This window comes from Streptomyces sp. SD15, from assembly GCF_054462255.1.
Genome location: NZ_JBTLMO010000018.1, coordinates 89,124 through 103,327 on the forward strand (window position 1 = coordinate 89,124; position 14,204 = coordinate 103,327).

A 14,204-nucleotide genomic window follows, 5' to 3' on the forward strand; every position below is an offset into this window, starting at 1 on the left:
GATCTCAACGCCGCCGGTGTCCACGTGCAGACCGCCTTCCTCGACGGCGGACACGAGTGGTAGGTGTGGCGCATCCTCCTGAGGGACTTTCTGACACGTGTGGCTTTTCTCCCACCGACCACCGCCTCCGCTGCCTGGGGTGCCTGACCTCCGAGCGAATGGTTCGAGGCTCGTGCACACCTCGGCTTCTCCTACGTCACGCGCGGGGAAGAAAAGCTCGCCTACGCGACAGCCCTGGGAGACCGGAAACCGGTCCGACGGCCTGCTTACAGAAGTGATCGCCGAAATAATCGCGGACGACGCGCAGGTTTTTGCGCCGTCTGCCTGTAGGTAGCGCTAGCGGTGTTCGACCCAAGCGATCGGGTCTCATTTCCCCCAGGACGCATCCGCATTCATCCGCCCGCCTCTGGGTGATTCCGTGACGAGCGTGTGGGGATAGTGTAGCCATCGGCCATGCGGTAGTGGTGTATAAGCCTGTCAGTACCGATTCGGGCCTCGGCAGGTCTTGAGGAAAGCTTGCGACAATATCTGTCGTGCAGTAATTACGTGAATCATGAAATTGTTCAACCGCGGTGCGTCCCTCCGCCTCTCGGAACCCCCCGTCGCTCCACAACTCCCCGTCGCCCCGTCGGCTTTCGCCCCTGCCGGCCTGCCGGATCCCACCCTGGCGGCGCTGACCGGAGAGTGGGAGATCGACCCGGCACACAGCCGGATCGGCTTCTCCGTCCGACATGCCATGGTGACAACGGTGCGCGGCGCTTTCACGGAGTACCAGAGCCGGCTCTACCTCGACGGCCGCAACCCCGCTCGCTCGCGGGCCGAGATCATACTGTCCACCGCCAGCGTGAACACTGGTGTGGAACAACGCGACGCCCACTTGGCCGGCCGTGACTTCCTGGACGCCGCGACCTACCCACGCATGCGTTTCACCAGCACCGCCGCGCAACTCGCGGGCACCGACGTCTACCGCATGACCGGCGACCTCACCATCAAGGACACCACCCGTCCCGTCGTCCTGGAGCTCACCTATATAGGACACGTCACCGACCCGTTCGGTTATGAGCGGGTCGGCTTCGACGGCACCACCACCATCAATCGTTCCGAATGGGGCCTGACGTACAACGCCAGACTGGCCGAGGGCGGCGCCATGGTGAGTGAGAAAGTGCGCCTCCAATTCGACATCGCCGCCATCCGCACCGTCCCCGTCGGCTGACGGAGCTTTACTTTGCCGCTCCGTAAGGCTCCGGCTGCTGTGGCGCGGGCATCCGCGTCTGCGAGGGCGCAGCTGCGAGGCGTCGAGCAGGCAAAGTCAAGGGGTGCCGCCTGGGTGACATCGCTCCCCAGGAGGACGGAGGCCACCCTGGGGTCCGTCGGTGGCGCGCATCAGTGAGATCCGCTCCTCGCGCCGCCTTGCGGGGCCGGGCCGCGCCGCTTCACAGGTGTATCGATCCCCCCGTCCTCGTATGCGGTGGTGCCCGGAAACCGCGCGCCCACGATACGCAGCGCCATGTCGCCGTACTGATAGGCGAGTTGGCCCACGGTGAACTCCCCGCCCTCGCGGAACCAGCTGGCCACACCGATGCCCATGTCAAGGATCGAGTACGACGCGATCCTGGCCGACTGCACGCGGAAGGCGCCCTCGGCCGTGCCCCGCTCGATCAGTTCGCGAAAGCGGCGCTCGTAGTCGCTGCGGCGGGCGAGCACCCGGTCCTGGTCGGGCTGTTCAGGCTGCCGATCTCACGGTTGCCGACGAAGGCTTCCAGGCGGTGGCGCGCGTGGTAGCGGATGTGCGCCTCCACGGAGCGGCGCAGCTGTTCCCGTACCTCGCCGGTGTCCGCGACAGCCGCCGTGGCGACGCTCGAGCTTGCCACCGACGTTCTGCGTCCGGGTGGCGAGCTCGCGCTGGTCGGCAGCGGCGGCGGCCAGTTGACGGTACGCAAGCCGGGCTTCCTTCCCCCGGGCTTCCGGCTCTCGCTGCCGTTCTGGGGCACCCGGCCCGAGCTCGCCGAGGTCATCGCGCTGGCCCGCTCAGGGGCGCTCCCTGTCGAGACGGAGGCGTACCCGCTGTCGGCCGCGACAGAGGCAGTCGGCCGACTGCGGCGCGGCGAGGTCCGGGGGCGGGCCGTGCTGGTGCCTGACTGACGGACGTGGACACGAATTCGTGCGCAGGGGTGAGGCGTTCGACAGTGGGCGCCCATCGGCCGGCGAAAGTCGGAATGACCCGAGCAGCGTCTCTCCCTGGGGCTCTGAGCAGGCTGTTCAGATGACGTGGCCGGCCTGCAGACCGGCGACTTCGGCCGCGCTGTACCCGAGTTCGGCGAGGATTTTCTCCGTGTGCTCACCGGCGGCGGGCACGGCGTCCATCCGCGGTGCGGTTCCGGCCAGGTCCGCCGGTGGCAGCAGCGCCGGCACCATGGCTCCGCCGGGAATGGGTACGTCCCGCCAGCGGTCCCGGGCGCTGAGCACGGGGTGCGCCAGGAACTCTTCGACGTCGTTGACTCCGGCGTTGGCGATGCCCGCCTCGTCCAGCAGCTTCATCACTTCCGCGCTGTCCGACCGCGCGAACCGCTCGGCCACGACCGCGTTCAGTTCCTCCCGGTGGGCCACCCGCGCGGAACCGGTGGCGAAGCGCACGTCCGCGACGAGGTCGGGACGCTGGAGGAACCGTTCGCACAGCGCGACCCATTCGCGTTCGTTCTGGATGGAGAACAGGACGTCCTTGCCGTCGGCCGCGGTGTAGGCGCCGTAGGGCGCGATGGTCGCGTGCTGGGTGCCTATCCGTGGGGGCTGGGTGCCGCCGTGGCGGGTGTAGTACGCGGGTTGGCTCATCCACTCGGCCAGCGCCTCGAACAGCGACACCTCCACCGCACGGGCCACACCCGTGGTCGCCCGCGTGAACAGCGCGGTGAGAATGCCCGAGTAGGCGTACATGCCGGCGGCGATGTCGGCGACCGACACCCCCGCCCGGGCGGCTCCGTGCTCGTTCCCCGTCAACGAGACCAGCCCCGTCTGGCACTGCACCAGCAGGTCGTACGCCTTCCGGTGGGCCCACGGGCCGCTCGATCCGTAGCCCGAGATGGAGCACGGGATCAGCGACGGAAACCGCTCGGCGAGGGCGTCGGCGCCCAGGCCCATCCTGGCCGCCGCGCCCGGCGCCAGGTTCTGCACGAACACATCGGCTTCGCCCAGCAGTCGCTCCAGGATCTCCCGCCCCCGGTCCGATTTCAGGTCGAGGGTCACGGACTCCTTCGAACGGTTCAGCCACACGAAATAGCTCGACTCACCGTGCACCGTCGTGTCGTACCGACGGGCGAAGTCGCCCCCGCCCGGGCGTTCCACCTTGATGACGCGGGCGCCGAGATCGGCCAGCTGGCGCGTGGCGAAGGGAGCCGCCACCGCCTGTTCGACGCTGACGACCGTGATGCCGGAGAGCGGAAGTTGTTCGGAGAGTGGTGATCGTTCGGGGAGTTCGGTCATGCGGGGACCTCCAGGAGCCTGCGGGCCCCTGTGGGTCCCGTACCAGGATTACCATCATGAGCGCTCATGAATTTTCGAGCGCCGCGAGGTGTGGACGTACGGCCGCACGTGCCCTGGTCGAGCTCGGACCGACCGGTCAGGCGTCGAGGTCGTCGGCGAAGTGGCGGAACCCGTGCCGGTCCTGGTGCAGGCCCCACAGGGTGTCCGCGAGCACGGCCGGGTCCTTCCTTCGGTGTCCGGGGACGATCGCGCCGGGGATGATCAGTTGCGCGACATGAATGCCCTCGGCGGCGAGCGTGTCGTGCAGCAGATGGCCGTAGGCACTCTCGGCGGCGAACGCGATCGACGTGCCGGCGCGATCGGGATGGGGGACGACGGCGGTGCCGCCGTTGACGAAGAGGACGGTGCCGTGGCCCAGGGCCCGCATGCCCGGCAGTACCTGCCGCACGGCGGCGACCGGGCCGTAGACGGAGAACTCGATCGGACCGAGGAGGTCGGCGGCTGCGGTCTCCAGGACCGGCCGCATGAAGTCGCGGTGCGGGAGCGGGCTGTACTGCAGCACCTCGATCGGGCCGAGCGCCGCGGCCGCCGCTTCGAGGGCCCCTTCGAGGGCTTTCGGGTCGCGTACGTCGGCGGCGAAACCGCGCGCGGTGATGCCCTCACCGACCAGGTCGGCGGCCAGGGCTTCCACGCGGTCCTGGCTGCGGGAGATCAGGGCGATGTCGAAGCCCTCGCGGCCGAAGCGCCGGGCGACGGCTGCTCCCAGGCCGGGTCCGGCTCCGATGACGGCGAAGGTGGTCATGGCATCTCCTTGAGCGTGCGTGGTCTCGGGCCGTGGTTCAGCCCAGTATCGCCCTATCGATCACAAGCCGATCACGCATGCCGGGACCACCCGAAGGAGTGCGTTTTCTGACCCGTTCCCGAGTAGTCGGCGCACAGCCACCGCCTCGGGCACCGCAGTCTGGTGCAATCCCTTTGAGTCCTACGGCAGTTGACGAGACTTCAGGGGGCACTGTGACGCGTCGTGACGGACAGTTCAAAACTGTACGGCTCAGAACGGTACGGCCCGGAACGGTACGGCTCAGAACCCTATCGACGGTTCTCGTGGCCTGGAGTGCGCTGGCCGGTACGACCCTCGTCGGGGCCGCACCGGCCAGCGGCGCGGCGGGCACCACCGCCGTCGCCCCCGGCATCACGTACACGGAGTTCGACATCCCCGCCGCCCAGGGTGTGGCGCACGCGCACGTACTGAGCGTCGATCTGCGCAATCCCCACGTACAGGTCGACCTGCTCCACCCCGGAGCCGTGGCGTCCCGGGCGACCGTCTCCCGACTGGCCGACTCGCGGGGTGCCGTCGCGGGCGTCAACGGCGACTTCTTCAACATCACGGAGACCCAGCACCCCGGGGTCGAGGCGACGGGCGCCACCGTGGGCCCGGCGATCGCGAGCGGGCACACCCTCAAGGCGGCGGTTCCGAACGGCCAGCGCTTCGGCCCCGCCCTGCCTCCGGGCACGACGACCAAGGACGTGTTCGGGGTGGGCCTCGACCGCCGGGCCCGACTGGACAGCCTGGCGCTCGACGGTGCGGTGCGCAGCCCCGAGGGGCGGTGGCCGCTCGGCGGGCTCAACCAATACGCGCTGCCGCAGGGTTCCATCGGCGCCTTCACCTCGGACTGGGGCAGTGTCTCCCGCGTCCGGGCCACCTGCGGCACCGACGCCGACCGGGCCGCGCCCTGTAGCGCGGACACCTACGAGGTGACGGTCCGCGGCGGCCGCGTCGCATCGGTGGCGAACACACCCGGCAGCGGTCCCATCGTCCCCGGCACCACCGTCCTGGTGGGCCGTGAGGCGGGAGCCCAGCAGCTGCGGAAGCTGGCGCCGGGCGAACCGGTCCGGGTACGGCACCGGCTGATCTCGACCGCCACCCGGATCCGGTACCGCTTCGCAGTCGGCGGCTACCCGGTCCTCACCGACGGTCAGCCGCTGCCCGGCCTGAACAACACGACCGCGGCCGTACGGACCGCCGTGGGCGTCTCCGGCGACGGGCGGCGGATGCTGCTGCTCGGCCTCGACGGCGCGCCCGCGTACCGCAGCGGTCTCACCATCGCGGAAGTGGCCGAGATCATGCGGAGGTTGGGCTCCGTCGACGCGTTCAGCCTGGACGGCGGCGGCTCCACCACGCTGGTCGCCCGCAAGCCGGGAGCGAACGCCGTGAGCGTCCTCAACCACCCCAGCGGCGGCGCCGAGCGTCCGGTCCCGAACGGCATCGGCGTGTTCTCACGTCCCTGACGTGCCGGCACGTCAGGGACGCAGGCTGCTCACGATGTCCGCCGTCGCCGTGAGTCCCTCGTGAATGGTCGGCGCCATGTGCGAGCTCGCCAGATAGAAGCCGAGCAGCACGCAGACCAGGGCGTGCGAGGGCTTCAGTGCGCCGTTGCGCAGGAAGACCACCGCGAGGATCAGGAGCAGTACCACCACAGAGATGGAAATGGCCATCGTCAACCTCCTCCGCCACGTCGACACCGCGGCTTTCGGCCGCAAGTGTGGCGTAGCGGAGGGTTCGTCCGGGCGGCTGACGTGTCCTCCGAACGTGTGGTGTCCGAGCCCAGTCGTACGTGCGAGCTACCGCGACCGCTTGTGGGCGTCCAGGAACGCCTGGAGGCCCGCGAGGTCGTCGGTGTTGAAGTAGTCGACGTCGGCGGCGAGGAGTTCGCCCCACAACGCGTCGCGGGCCGGGCCCGCCAGATCGGGCGTGGCCCAGAACCGCACCTTCTGTCGCCGCCCGTGCGCCGCCGCGATGATGCTCCGCAGCTTCGCGCGCTCGGCGTCGGGGAACGGGCCGACCCCGAGCCAGGTGAAGTTGAGTGTCCAGTTGTCGCTGATGAGCGGGATGAAGGAGGCGCTCGCCGTGCTGCCGAGGTCGGCGAGCCGGCCGTCGTAGAAGGCGCGCCGCACGGTCTGCGCCTCCATGGGCGTACGAGCGGCGCGGTCGCCGGAGATGACGGCCGTGACCGGCCCCGGGTGGACGCGGCCGTGGGCGTACGTCGTGAACAGGTGCCGGTAGCGGCGCAGATGGCGGTCGAGTTCGAGGTACGTCGACGCACCCTCGGTCTTGATGTCGATGAGGAGTTGCAGGGGCGTGCGGTAACCCCGGTACACCGAGCCGTGGTGGGCCTTGACGCGGGCGGCGAGGGGGGCGAGGTAGAGGGATTCCAGGGTGCGGGTCGGGTCGAGATCGACCGGGTCGTGGGCGACGAGGAGCTGGTCGCCCACGAGGTAGATGTCGGCCTCGACGCTGCCGAAGCGGTGGTCGAGGGCGTCGAACAGGGGCCTGGGGTGGTCGTAGTCGTTGTGCGCGTGGGCGCGCCACAGCGGGCTCGGGCCGTGCTTTTGCTCGCTCGCCCCCGCGTACGCGGCGGGCAGTGAGATGTAGCCCGCGAGGGCGGCGCCGAGGGTGCCGAGGGCTCTGCGACGGGTGGTAAGGGCCATGTGCTCTGCCTCCCTGGAAGTGCCGGACGAAGAAACCATGGGGGTCCCTCCCGGTCGAGCGAAGTCGAGACTGGGGGAGAGTATGGAGGCCGGGGGCACTCAAGGAGCAGTCCCGTGGAGGGAGTTGGCCGGACTGCCGCCGTTCGTTCACTTCGTCGGTGCGGAGCACACCAAAAAGCCCGCCCCAGGTGGGGCGGGCTTCTTGAGGGGGCGCGTCAGGGCGCCTGCAGATCCACCAGCCCGGCCAGCGCCTCACGATGCGCGCCCGCCGTGCCGTACGCGATCGAGTCCGCCTTCGCGCGCTTCAGGTAAAGGTGAACCGGGTGCTCCCAGGTCATACCGATGCCGCCGTGCAGTTGCAGGGCCTCCTCGGCGGCATGGACGGCGACGGGTGCGGCGTACGCCTGGGCGACGGCGACCGCCACCTCGGTGTCCGCGCTGCCGGTCGCGAGCGCGTCGGCGGCGCTCCTGGCCGCGGCACGGGTGTTGACGACCTCCAGCCACAGCTGGGCGAGCCGGTGCTTGAGCGCCTGGAAGCCGCCGACGGGCCGGTTGAACTGCTTGCGCTCCTTCAGGTAGCGGACCGTCTCCGTCAAGCACCAGTCGGCGAGGCCGAGTTGCTCGGAGGCGAGCAGCCCGGCGCCGGTGCGCAGGGCACGTCGTACGGCCGGTTCGGCAGCGCCCAGGTGGCGTGCCCGCACCCCGTCGAAGCCGACCGTCGCGAGCGGCCGGGTGAGGTCGAGGGACACCTGTGGCGTGACCGTCACGGCGTCCCCGTCCACCGCGTACAGCGCGCCGTCCGCCGCGGGAACCAGCAGCACATCGGCGACCGCCGCGTCCGCGATCCCCGTCAACTCCCCGTACAGGACACCGTCTTCGGCCCGTACGGTCTTGTAGGCGCCGCCTGCTGCCACGGACAGGGCGACGGCGAGCGCGCCCACCTTCCGTCCCGACGCCAGCTCCGCCAGCAGGTCGGCGGCCGCCTCGCCCTCGCAGGCCAGCAGTGCCTCGGTCGCGACGACGGCGCTCGTCAGATACGGCACGGGGGCGACCGCCCGGCCCAACTCCTCCAGCACCACGGCGGCTTCGCGGTGGGTGGCGCCCTGGCCGCCCTGCGACTCGGGTACCAGGAGACCCGCCAGGCCCATCCCGTCCGACAGTGCCTTCCACAGCTCGGGGTCGTGCGGCGCGTCCGACTCGGTGCGGGCGATGACGCCCGCCGCGTCGCAGTGGTCGGTGAGGAGGTCCCGGACGGCGGCGCGCAGCGCGTCCTCCTCTTCCGCGTACAGAAGGTCGGGCTGTGTACTCATCGGGCGAGGTCCTTCCAGGCGACGTCCTTGTCGGTGCGCGGCTCGGAGGGCAGGCCCAGCACGCGTTCGGCGACGATGTTCAGCAGGACCTCGCTGGTCCCGCCCTCGATGCTGTTGCCCTTGGAGCGGAGGTAGCGGTAGCCGGCGTCGCGGCCGGTGAAGTCGACGAGCTCCGGCCGGCGCATGGTCCAGTCGTCGTACAACAGGCCTTCCTCGCCGAGGAGTTCGACCTCCAGGCCGCTGATCTCCTGGTTGAGGCGGGCGAACCCGAGCTTCATTCCGGAGCCCTCGTGGCCGGGCTGGCCGGCGGCGAGCTGCTGGCGCAGCCGCTCGCCGGAGAGCCGGGCCACCTCTGCCTCGACCCACAGTTTCAGCAGCCGCTGGTGCAGGTCGTGGGTGCGCAGTTCGGGGCGCTCGCGCCAGGTCTTGGAGACGGGGCCGATCATGCCGCCCTCGCGCGGGATGCGCATACCGCCGATGGACACGCGCTCGTTCATGAGCGTGGTCTGCGCGACCCGCCAGCCGTCGCCGATCTCGCCGAGGCGGTGCGTGTCCGGGAGGCGTACGTCGGTGAGGAAGACCTCGTTGAACTCGGCCTCGCCGGTGACCTGGCGCAGCGGCCGCACCTCGACGCCGGGGTCGGTCATGTCGCAGATGAAGTAGGTGATGCCGCGGTGCTTGGGCAGGTCGGGGTCGGTGCGGGCGATGAGGATGGCCCAGCGGGCGAGGTGGGCGCTGGAGGTCCACACCTTCTGTCCGTTGATCACCCAGCTGTCGCCGTCGCGGACCGCGCGTGTACCGAGCGCGGCCAGGTCCGATCCGGCGCCGGGCTCGCTGAAGAGCTGGCACCAGACCTCCTCGCCGACCCAGAGCGGCCTGAGGAAGCGCCGTTTCTGCTCCTGGGTGCCGAAGCCGAGGATCGTCGGCGCGGCCATGCCGAGGCCGATGCCGATGCGCCGCGGGTCGTTGTCGGGCGCGCCCGCGGCCTCCAACTCGGCGTCCACGACGGCCTGGAGGGTACGCGGGGCACCGAGTCCGCCGAGGCCCTCGGGGTAGTGCACCCAGGCGAGTCCGGCGTCGAACCGGGCCTTGAGGAACTCGGTCCGGTCGGTTTCCAAGGGCGGATGGGCCGCCAGCAACTCCTGGGTGCGGCGGCGCAGTTCGGCTGCGTCGGTCATGCGGCTGCTCCGTTCTCGGATGAGGGCACCACGGCGACCCGCCCCGTGGTGACACCGTCGGCGACCCGCTGCACGGCCGCGGCGGCACCGCCGAGCGGCACGCGCTCGCTGACCAGCGGCTTGATGGCGCCCCGCGTGGCCAGCTCGGTGAGCTGCTCGTGGCAGTGCTGGATCAGCTTGGGGTTCTTGGTGTTGTACAGGCCCCAGTGCAGGCCGAGGATCGAGTAGTTCTTCACCAGGGCGTGGTTCAGCCCCGGGCTGGGGATCGACCCGCTCGCGAAGCCCACGACGACGATCCGGCCCTCGAAGGCGACGACCTTGGTGGACTGGGTGTAGGCGTCGCCACCGACGGGGTCGTAGATCACGTCGGCGCCCCGGCCGCCGGTGGCTTCCTTCACGGCGGCGATGACGTCCTGCGCACGCCGGTCGATGACGACGTCGCAGCCCAGCTCGCGTGCCACGGCGGCCTTGTCGGCACCTCCGACGACACCGATGACGGTGGCCCCGGCAGCCTTGCCGAGCTGCACGGCGGCGCTGCCGACGCCTCCGGCGGCCGCGTGCACGAGCAGCGTCTCGCCGGCCTCGAGGCGGGCGCGCCGGTGCAGACCGAACCAGCCCGTCTGGTAGCCGATGTGCAGGGCGGCGGCCTCGGTGTCGTCGAGGGCCTCGGGCGCGGGCAGCAGAGCGGCGGCATCCGCGACGGCGTACTCGGCGAAACCGCCGGACGGCAGTACGGGGTTCGCGAGTACCCGGCGCCCGTCCGCGGTCTCGCCGCAGATCTCCACGCCGGGCGTGAACGGCAGTGGCGGCCTGACCTGGTACTGCCCGCGGCACATCAGCGCGTCCGGGAAGTTGATGTTCGCCGCGCGCACCTTGAGCAGGACCTGGCCCTCGCCGGGCACCGGACGCGCCACGTCCTCCAGCCGCATCACCTCGCTCGGCTCGCCGATCTGGTGCACTTGCCATGCCTGCATGCGGGGCCTCCACGGGACTGCTCTGTCTGACCGGGCTCGACCGCATACTAAGCGGTCGCTTGCCGATCAGGGAACAGTCGCGTCCATCACGGACGGGTGGGGCGTGCCCGCACATGTATCCGCTCCCCCTGCGGGCCGAACAGACTCAGGAACTCCGCGGGCCCCTCGCCGGTCGAGCCGAACCAGTGGGGGACACGCGTGTCGAACTCGGCGGCCTCCCCGGCGGTCAGCACCACGTCGTGGTCGCCGAGCACCAGCCGAAGCCGCCCGGCAAGCACGTACAGCCATTCGTAGCCCTCGTGGGTCCGGGGTTCCGGCTCCTCCTTGCGCTCGGGTTCGAGCACCTTGAATGCCTGGAGCCCACCCGGCTGCCGGGTGAGCGGCCAGTACGTGCGGCCGTGCCGGACGATCGGCTGGGCGCGGACCCGGGGATCCCCGACCGGCGGCGCTCCGACCAGTTCATCGAGCGGCACCTGATGGGCGCGGGCGATGGGCAGCAGCAGTTCCAGGCTGGGCTTGCGCAGCCCGGACTCCAGCCGCGACAACGTGCTCACGGAGATGCCGGTCACCTCGGACAGCCCCGCGAGGGTCGCGCCCCGCTCCTTGCGGATCCGCCGCAGCCGCGGCCCGACCTCGGCCAGCACCTCATCGGTCGGTGTGTCTTCACTCATACACGTATTGCAGAATCAGCAAAGCCGTTTGTCAATACGGGCCCGGTCGGGCGACCTTCTCGGTGGAGGTGGTCACCATGACCGAGAGGTACGCAGCGGTTGTCATCGGCGGCGGCGCGGCGGGACTGTCCGCGGCGCTGGTCCTCGGCCGGGCACGGCACAGCACACTCGTCGTCGACGCGGGCGAGCCGCGCAACGCGCCCGCCGCGCACATGCAGGGCTATCTGTCCCGGGACGGCATGCCGCCCGCCGAGTTCCTCGCCGAGGGACGGCGGGAGATCGAGGGGTACGGGGTCGAGCTCGTCCGGGACCGGGTGGTGGACGTCACCCGCGGTGCGGACTTCGCCGTGGTCCTCGCCGGCGGCCGGGCCGTGCACGCCCGCAGGCTAGTCATCGCCACCGGCCTCAAGGACGAGCTGCCCACACTGCCCGGCGTCGCCGAGCGCTTCGGGCGGGATGTGCTGCACTGCCCGTTCTGCCACGGCTGGGAGGTGCGGGACCAGCCCTTCGGTGTGCTCGCCTCGACGGCGGCGAGCGTGCACCAGGCGTTGTTGGTCTCCCAGTGGTCGAAGGACGTGACCCTGTTCCTGCACACCGTCGCCGAGGACGAGCTGCCGGACGAGGACCTGCGGCGGCTCGCGGCCGCCGGGGTCGCCGTGGTGCCCGGCGAGGTCGCGGGGCTGATCGTCGACGGCGACCGGCTCACCGGAGTGCGGCTCGCGGACGGCACGACGCACCGGCGCTCCGTGATGTTCGTCGCGCCCCGCCCCGTCACACAGACCGGCCTGTTCGAGCGGCTGGGCGCCGAACTGCGGGAGACACCGTTCGGCACGTATCCCGTGGTCGACCCGACGGGCCTGACGACCGTGCCCGGCGTGTGGGCGGCGGGCAACGCGATCGGGTTCACGGAACAGGTCGTGCACGCGGCGAGCGGCGGCTACCGGGCGGCGACCGCGATCGTCGCGGACCTGCTCTTAACGGACCTCGACGCGGCCGTCAGGAAGCAGACGGGGAGTGGAACGGCCGCCGTCCGGGTGTAGAGCGGCCGCCTCCGTTGCACCATGGCTGCATGCTGCTGAGCCGGCTCGCCCAGGTGTCCCAGGAGGTCGCCGCCACCTCGGCGCGGTCCCGGAAGATCGGCCTGCTGGCCGAGTTGTTCCGGGAGGCCGACGCGGACGACGTGCCGATCGTGATCCCGTATCTGGCGGGACGCCTGCCGCAGGGGCGGCTCGGCATCGGCTGGAAGCTGCTCAGCCGGCCGGTGCCGCCCGCGGCGGAGCCCGCGCTCACGGTGCGGGAGGTGGATTCCCGGCTGACGGAGATCGGCGCGGTCACGGGCACCGGCTCGCAGGCCGAGCGGGGGCGTCTGACGGGCGCTCTGATGGCGGCGGCCACCGGCGACGAGCAGCGGTTCCTGCTGGGGCTGATCAGCGGCGAGGTGCGGCAGGGCGCGCTGGACGCGGTCGCGGTCGAGGGGCTCGCGGAGGCGACCGGCGCGCCCTCGGCGGACGTACGGCGGGCGGTGATGCTCGCCGGGTCGCTGCAGACGGTGGCGCGGGCGCTGCTCGCCGAGGGCCCCGAGGCCCTGGGCGGCTTCCGGCTCACCGTCGGCCGCCCGGTGCTGCCGATGCTGGCGCACAGCGCCACGTCCGTGTCCGAAGCCGTCGCCAAGCTGGGCGCGTGTGCCGTCGAGGAGAAGCTCGACGGCATCCGCGTACAACTCCACCGCGACGGCGACGACGTACGGATCTACACCCGCACCCTCGACGACATCACCGACCGTCTACCAGAACTCATTTCTGTCGCAATGGAGTTGAAGGACTCCAGATTCATCCTGGACGGCGAGGTCATCGCGCTGGACGAGGACGGGCGGCCGCGCTCCTTCCAGGAGACGGCCGGGCGCGTGGGTTCGCGGGTGGACGTGGCCACGGCCGCGCGGAGCGTGCCGGTCTCCCCCGTCTTCTTCGACGCGCTGTCCGTCGACGGGCGGGATCTGCTGGATCTGCCGTTCGCCGAGCGGCACGCGGAGCTGGCGCGGCTGGTGCCCGAGCCGATGCGGGTGCGGCGCACGCTCGTCGCCGGCCCCGAGGGCGTCCCCGCGGCGGAGCGGTTCCTCGCCGACACCCTGAAGCGGGGCCACGAGGGTGTCGTGGTCAAAGCCCTCGACGCGCCCTACAGCGCGGGCCGACGCGGCGCCTCCTGGCTGAAGGTCAAGCCCGTGCACACCCTCGACCTGGTGGTGCTGGCGGCCGAGTGGGGCCACGGCCGGCGCACCGGCAAGCTGTCCAATCTGCACCTCGGGGCGCGCACCGCTGACGGCTCCTTCGCCATGCTCGGCAAGACCTTCAAGGGTATGACGGACGCGATGCTGACCTGGCAGACCGCGCGGCTTCAGGAACTGGCCGTCGAGGACAACGGGTACGTGGTGACCGTACGGCCCGAACTCGTCGTCGAGATCGCGTACGACGGTCTGCAGAAGTCCACCCGCTACCCGGCCGGCGTCACCCTGCGCTTCGCCCGCGTGGTGCGGTATCGCGAGGACAAGACCCCGGCCGAGGCCGACACGGTCGGGACGCTGCTGGCCGCGCACCCGGAGGTGACCCCGTGAGCGGGAAGCGCAGCGCGGGACTGCTGTTGTTCCGGCGCACCGACAGCGGCCTCGAGGTGCTGCTCGGCCATATGGGCGGTCCGTTCTTCGCGCGCCGCGACGCCGGGGCCTGGACCGTGCCCAAGGGCGAGTACGAGCCCGACGAGGCCGGCTGGGCGGCCGCGCGCCGCGAGTTCCAGGAGGAACTGGGGCTGCCGCCGCCCGACGGGGAGGCCGTTCCGCTCGGCGAGGTGCGGCAGACCAACGGCAAGATCGTCACAGCCTGGGCGATCGAGGCGGACCTCGACCCGACGACCGTGCTCCCGGGCACCTTCGAGATGGAGTGGCCGCCGAAGTCGGGCCGCCGGCAGGAGTTCCCCGAGTTGGACCGGGTGGAGTGGTTCGGCCTGGACCGGGCGCGGGCGGTTGTCGTTCCGGCGCAGGCGGCGTTTTTCGACCGGCTGGCGGAGCACTCGGGCTGAAGAGCGCCCGCCGCGTTGCGCCGTACCGCGCCGCGC

The 14,204-nt window shown here is 71.1% G+C and carries 15 protein-coding genes; 6 read left to right on the forward strand and 9 right to left on the reverse strand.

What is annotated here, in order from left to right; translation table 11 throughout:
- Positions 1 to 553 precede the first annotated feature (553 nt).
- Positions 554 to 1,213 (forward strand): YceI family protein, encoded by a 660-nt coding sequence (locus ACX28W_RS19670; protein WP_459000291.1) that lies wholly within the window; start codon positions 554 to 556, stop codon positions 1,211 to 1,213.
- A gap of 170 nt (positions 1,214 to 1,383) precedes the next feature.
- Here ACX28W_RS19670 and ACX28W_RS19675 read toward each other — a convergent pair whose 3' ends face one another.
- A complete protein-coding gene (locus ACX28W_RS19675; protein ID WP_459000292.1) occupies positions 1,384 to 1,704 on the reverse strand; it encodes a hypothetical protein in 321 nt (106 codons plus the stop codon).
- 126 nt (positions 1,705 to 1,830) lie between these two features.
- On the opposite strand from ACX28W_RS19675, the gene ACX28W_RS19680 reads away from it, so the two are divergent.
- On the forward strand, positions 1,831 to 2,142 hold the full coding sequence (locus ACX28W_RS19680; RefSeq protein WP_459000293.1) for a zinc-binding dehydrogenase: 312 nt from the start codon (positions 1,831 to 1,833) through the stop codon (positions 2,140 to 2,142).
- Between the two features lie 117 nt (positions 2,143 to 2,259).
- On the opposite strand, the gene ACX28W_RS19685 is transcribed toward ACX28W_RS19680, so the two are convergent.
- Both ACX28W_RS19685 and ACX28W_RS19690 read right to left on the reverse strand, forming a co-directional pair.
- Positions 2,260 to 3,477, reverse strand: a complete 1,218-nt coding sequence (locus ACX28W_RS19685; RefSeq protein WP_459000294.1) for a CaiB/BaiF CoA transferase family protein — start codon at positions 3,475 to 3,477, stop codon at positions 2,260 to 2,262.
- A 136-nt stretch (positions 3,478 to 3,613) separates the two neighbouring features.
- On the reverse strand, positions 3,614 to 4,279 hold the full coding sequence (locus ACX28W_RS19690) for an SDR family NAD(P)-dependent oxidoreductase (protein ID WP_459000295.1): 666 nt from the start codon (positions 4,277 to 4,279) through the stop codon (positions 3,614 to 3,616).
- A gap of 302 nt (positions 4,280 to 4,581) precedes the next feature.
- Here ACX28W_RS19690 and ACX28W_RS19695 point away from each other — a divergent pair, with 302 nt between their 5' ends.
- Positions 4,582 to 5,766 carry a phosphodiester glycosidase family protein gene (locus ACX28W_RS19695; protein WP_459000296.1) on the forward strand — a complete coding sequence of 395 codons (1,185 nt, stop codon included), beginning with the start codon at positions 4,582 to 4,584 and terminating at the stop codon, positions 5,764 to 5,766.
- Between the two features lie 12 nt (positions 5,767 to 5,778).
- Here the strand turns inward: ACX28W_RS19695 and ACX28W_RS19700 are convergent, their stop codons facing one another.
- The 6 genes from ACX28W_RS19700 to ACX28W_RS19725 all read right to left on the reverse strand — a co-directional run bounded on the left by ACX28W_RS19700 (position 5,779) and on the right by ACX28W_RS19725 (position 11,099).
- The gene (locus tag ACX28W_RS19700) at positions 5,779 to 5,973 is read right to left on the reverse strand and encodes a hypothetical protein (RefSeq protein ID WP_362086799.1); all 195 of its coding nucleotides are present in this window, start codon (positions 5,971 to 5,973) and stop codon (positions 5,779 to 5,781) included.
- A gap of 126 nt (positions 5,974 to 6,099) precedes the next feature.
- Positions 6,100 to 6,966 (reverse strand): phosphatidylinositol-specific phospholipase C/glycerophosphodiester phosphodiesterase family protein, encoded by an 867-nt coding sequence (locus ACX28W_RS19705; protein WP_459000297.1) that lies wholly within the window; start codon positions 6,964 to 6,966, stop codon positions 6,100 to 6,102.
- 215 nt (positions 6,967 to 7,181) lie between these two features.
- Entirely contained in the window at positions 7,182 to 8,276 is a 1,095-nt protein-coding gene (locus ACX28W_RS19710; protein WP_459000298.1) for an acyl-CoA dehydrogenase family protein, read from the reverse strand.
- Positions 8,273 to 9,454 (reverse strand): acyl-CoA dehydrogenase family protein, encoded by a 1,182-nt coding sequence (locus tag ACX28W_RS19715; RefSeq protein ID WP_459000299.1) that lies wholly within the window; start codon positions 9,452 to 9,454, stop codon positions 8,273 to 8,275. Before ACX28W_RS19715 ends, ACX28W_RS19710 begins: the two co-directional genes overlap by 4 nt.
- A complete protein-coding gene (locus ACX28W_RS19720; RefSeq protein ID WP_459000300.1) occupies positions 9,451 to 10,428 on the reverse strand; it encodes an NADPH:quinone oxidoreductase family protein in 978 nt (325 codons plus the stop codon). The genes ACX28W_RS19715 and ACX28W_RS19720 overlap by 4 nt, the downstream gene beginning before the upstream one ends.
- An 86-nt stretch (positions 10,429 to 10,514) precedes the next feature.
- Positions 10,515 to 11,099: a helix-turn-helix domain-containing protein gene (locus tag ACX28W_RS19725; protein WP_459000301.1), complete on the reverse strand. Its 585-nt coding sequence runs from the start codon at positions 11,097 to 11,099 to the stop codon at positions 10,515 to 10,517.
- 77 nt (positions 11,100 to 11,176) lie between these two features.
- Between ACX28W_RS19725 and ACX28W_RS19730 the strand changes: the two genes are divergently transcribed.
- The 3 genes from ACX28W_RS19730 to ACX28W_RS19740 are packed head-to-tail and all read left to right on the forward strand — an operon-like array spanning position 11,177 to position 14,168.
- Positions 11,177 to 12,139 carry an NAD(P)/FAD-dependent oxidoreductase gene (locus ACX28W_RS19730; protein WP_459000302.1) on the forward strand — a complete coding sequence of 321 codons (963 nt, stop codon included), beginning with the start codon at positions 11,177 to 11,179 and terminating at the stop codon, positions 12,137 to 12,139.
- Positions 12,140 to 12,168: 29 nt separating this feature from the next.
- Positions 12,169 to 13,707: an ATP-dependent DNA ligase gene (locus ACX28W_RS19735; protein ID WP_459000303.1), complete on the forward strand. Its 1,539-nt coding sequence runs from the start codon at positions 12,169 to 12,171 to the stop codon at positions 13,705 to 13,707.
- Positions 13,704 to 14,168 carry an NUDIX domain-containing protein gene (locus ACX28W_RS19740; protein WP_459000304.1) on the forward strand — a complete coding sequence of 155 codons (465 nt, stop codon included), beginning with the start codon at positions 13,704 to 13,706 and terminating at the stop codon, positions 14,166 to 14,168. The genes ACX28W_RS19735 and ACX28W_RS19740 overlap by 4 nt, the downstream gene beginning before the upstream one ends.
- The last annotated feature ends 36 nt before the right edge of the window (positions 14,169 to 14,204 follow it).

Coding starts and splice junctions, on each gene's coding strand:
- ACX28W_RS19670 (WP_459000291.1), top strand. CDS start 554: ATGAAATTGTTCAACCGCGGTGCGTCCCTCCGCCTCTCGGAACCCCCC.
- ACX28W_RS19685 (WP_459000294.1), bottom strand. CDS start 3,477: ATGACCGAACTCCCCGAACGATCACCACTCTCCGAACAACTTCCGCTC.
- ACX28W_RS19690 (WP_459000295.1), bottom strand. CDS start 4,279: ATGACCACCTTCGCCGTCATCGGAGCCGGACCCGGCCTGGGAGCAGCC.
- ACX28W_RS19700 (WP_362086799.1), bottom strand. CDS start 5,973: ATGGCCATTTCCATCTCTGTGGTGGTACTGCTCCTGATCCTCGCGGTG.
- ACX28W_RS19705 (WP_459000297.1), bottom strand. CDS start 6,966: ATGGCCCTTACCACCCGTCGCAGAGCCCTCGGCACCCTCGGCGCCGCC.
- ACX28W_RS19710 (WP_459000298.1), bottom strand. CDS start 8,276: ATGAGTACACAGCCCGACCTTCTGTACGCGGAAGAGGAGGACGCGCTG.
- ACX28W_RS19715 (WP_459000299.1), bottom strand. CDS start 9,454: ATGACCGACGCAGCCGAACTGCGCCGCCGCACCCAGGAGTTGCTGGCG.
- ACX28W_RS19720 (WP_459000300.1), bottom strand. CDS start 10,428: ATGCAGGCATGGCAAGTGCACCAGATCGGCGAGCCGAGCGAGGTGATG.
- ACX28W_RS19725 (WP_459000301.1), bottom strand. CDS start 11,099: ATGAGTGAAGACACACCGACCGATGAGGTGCTGGCCGAGGTCGGGCCG.
- ACX28W_RS19730 (WP_459000302.1), top strand. CDS start 11,177: ATGACCGAGAGGTACGCAGCGGTTGTCATCGGCGGCGGCGCGGCGGGA.
- ACX28W_RS19735 (WP_459000303.1), top strand. CDS start 12,169: ATGCTGCTGAGCCGGCTCGCCCAGGTGTCCCAGGAGGTCGCCGCCACC.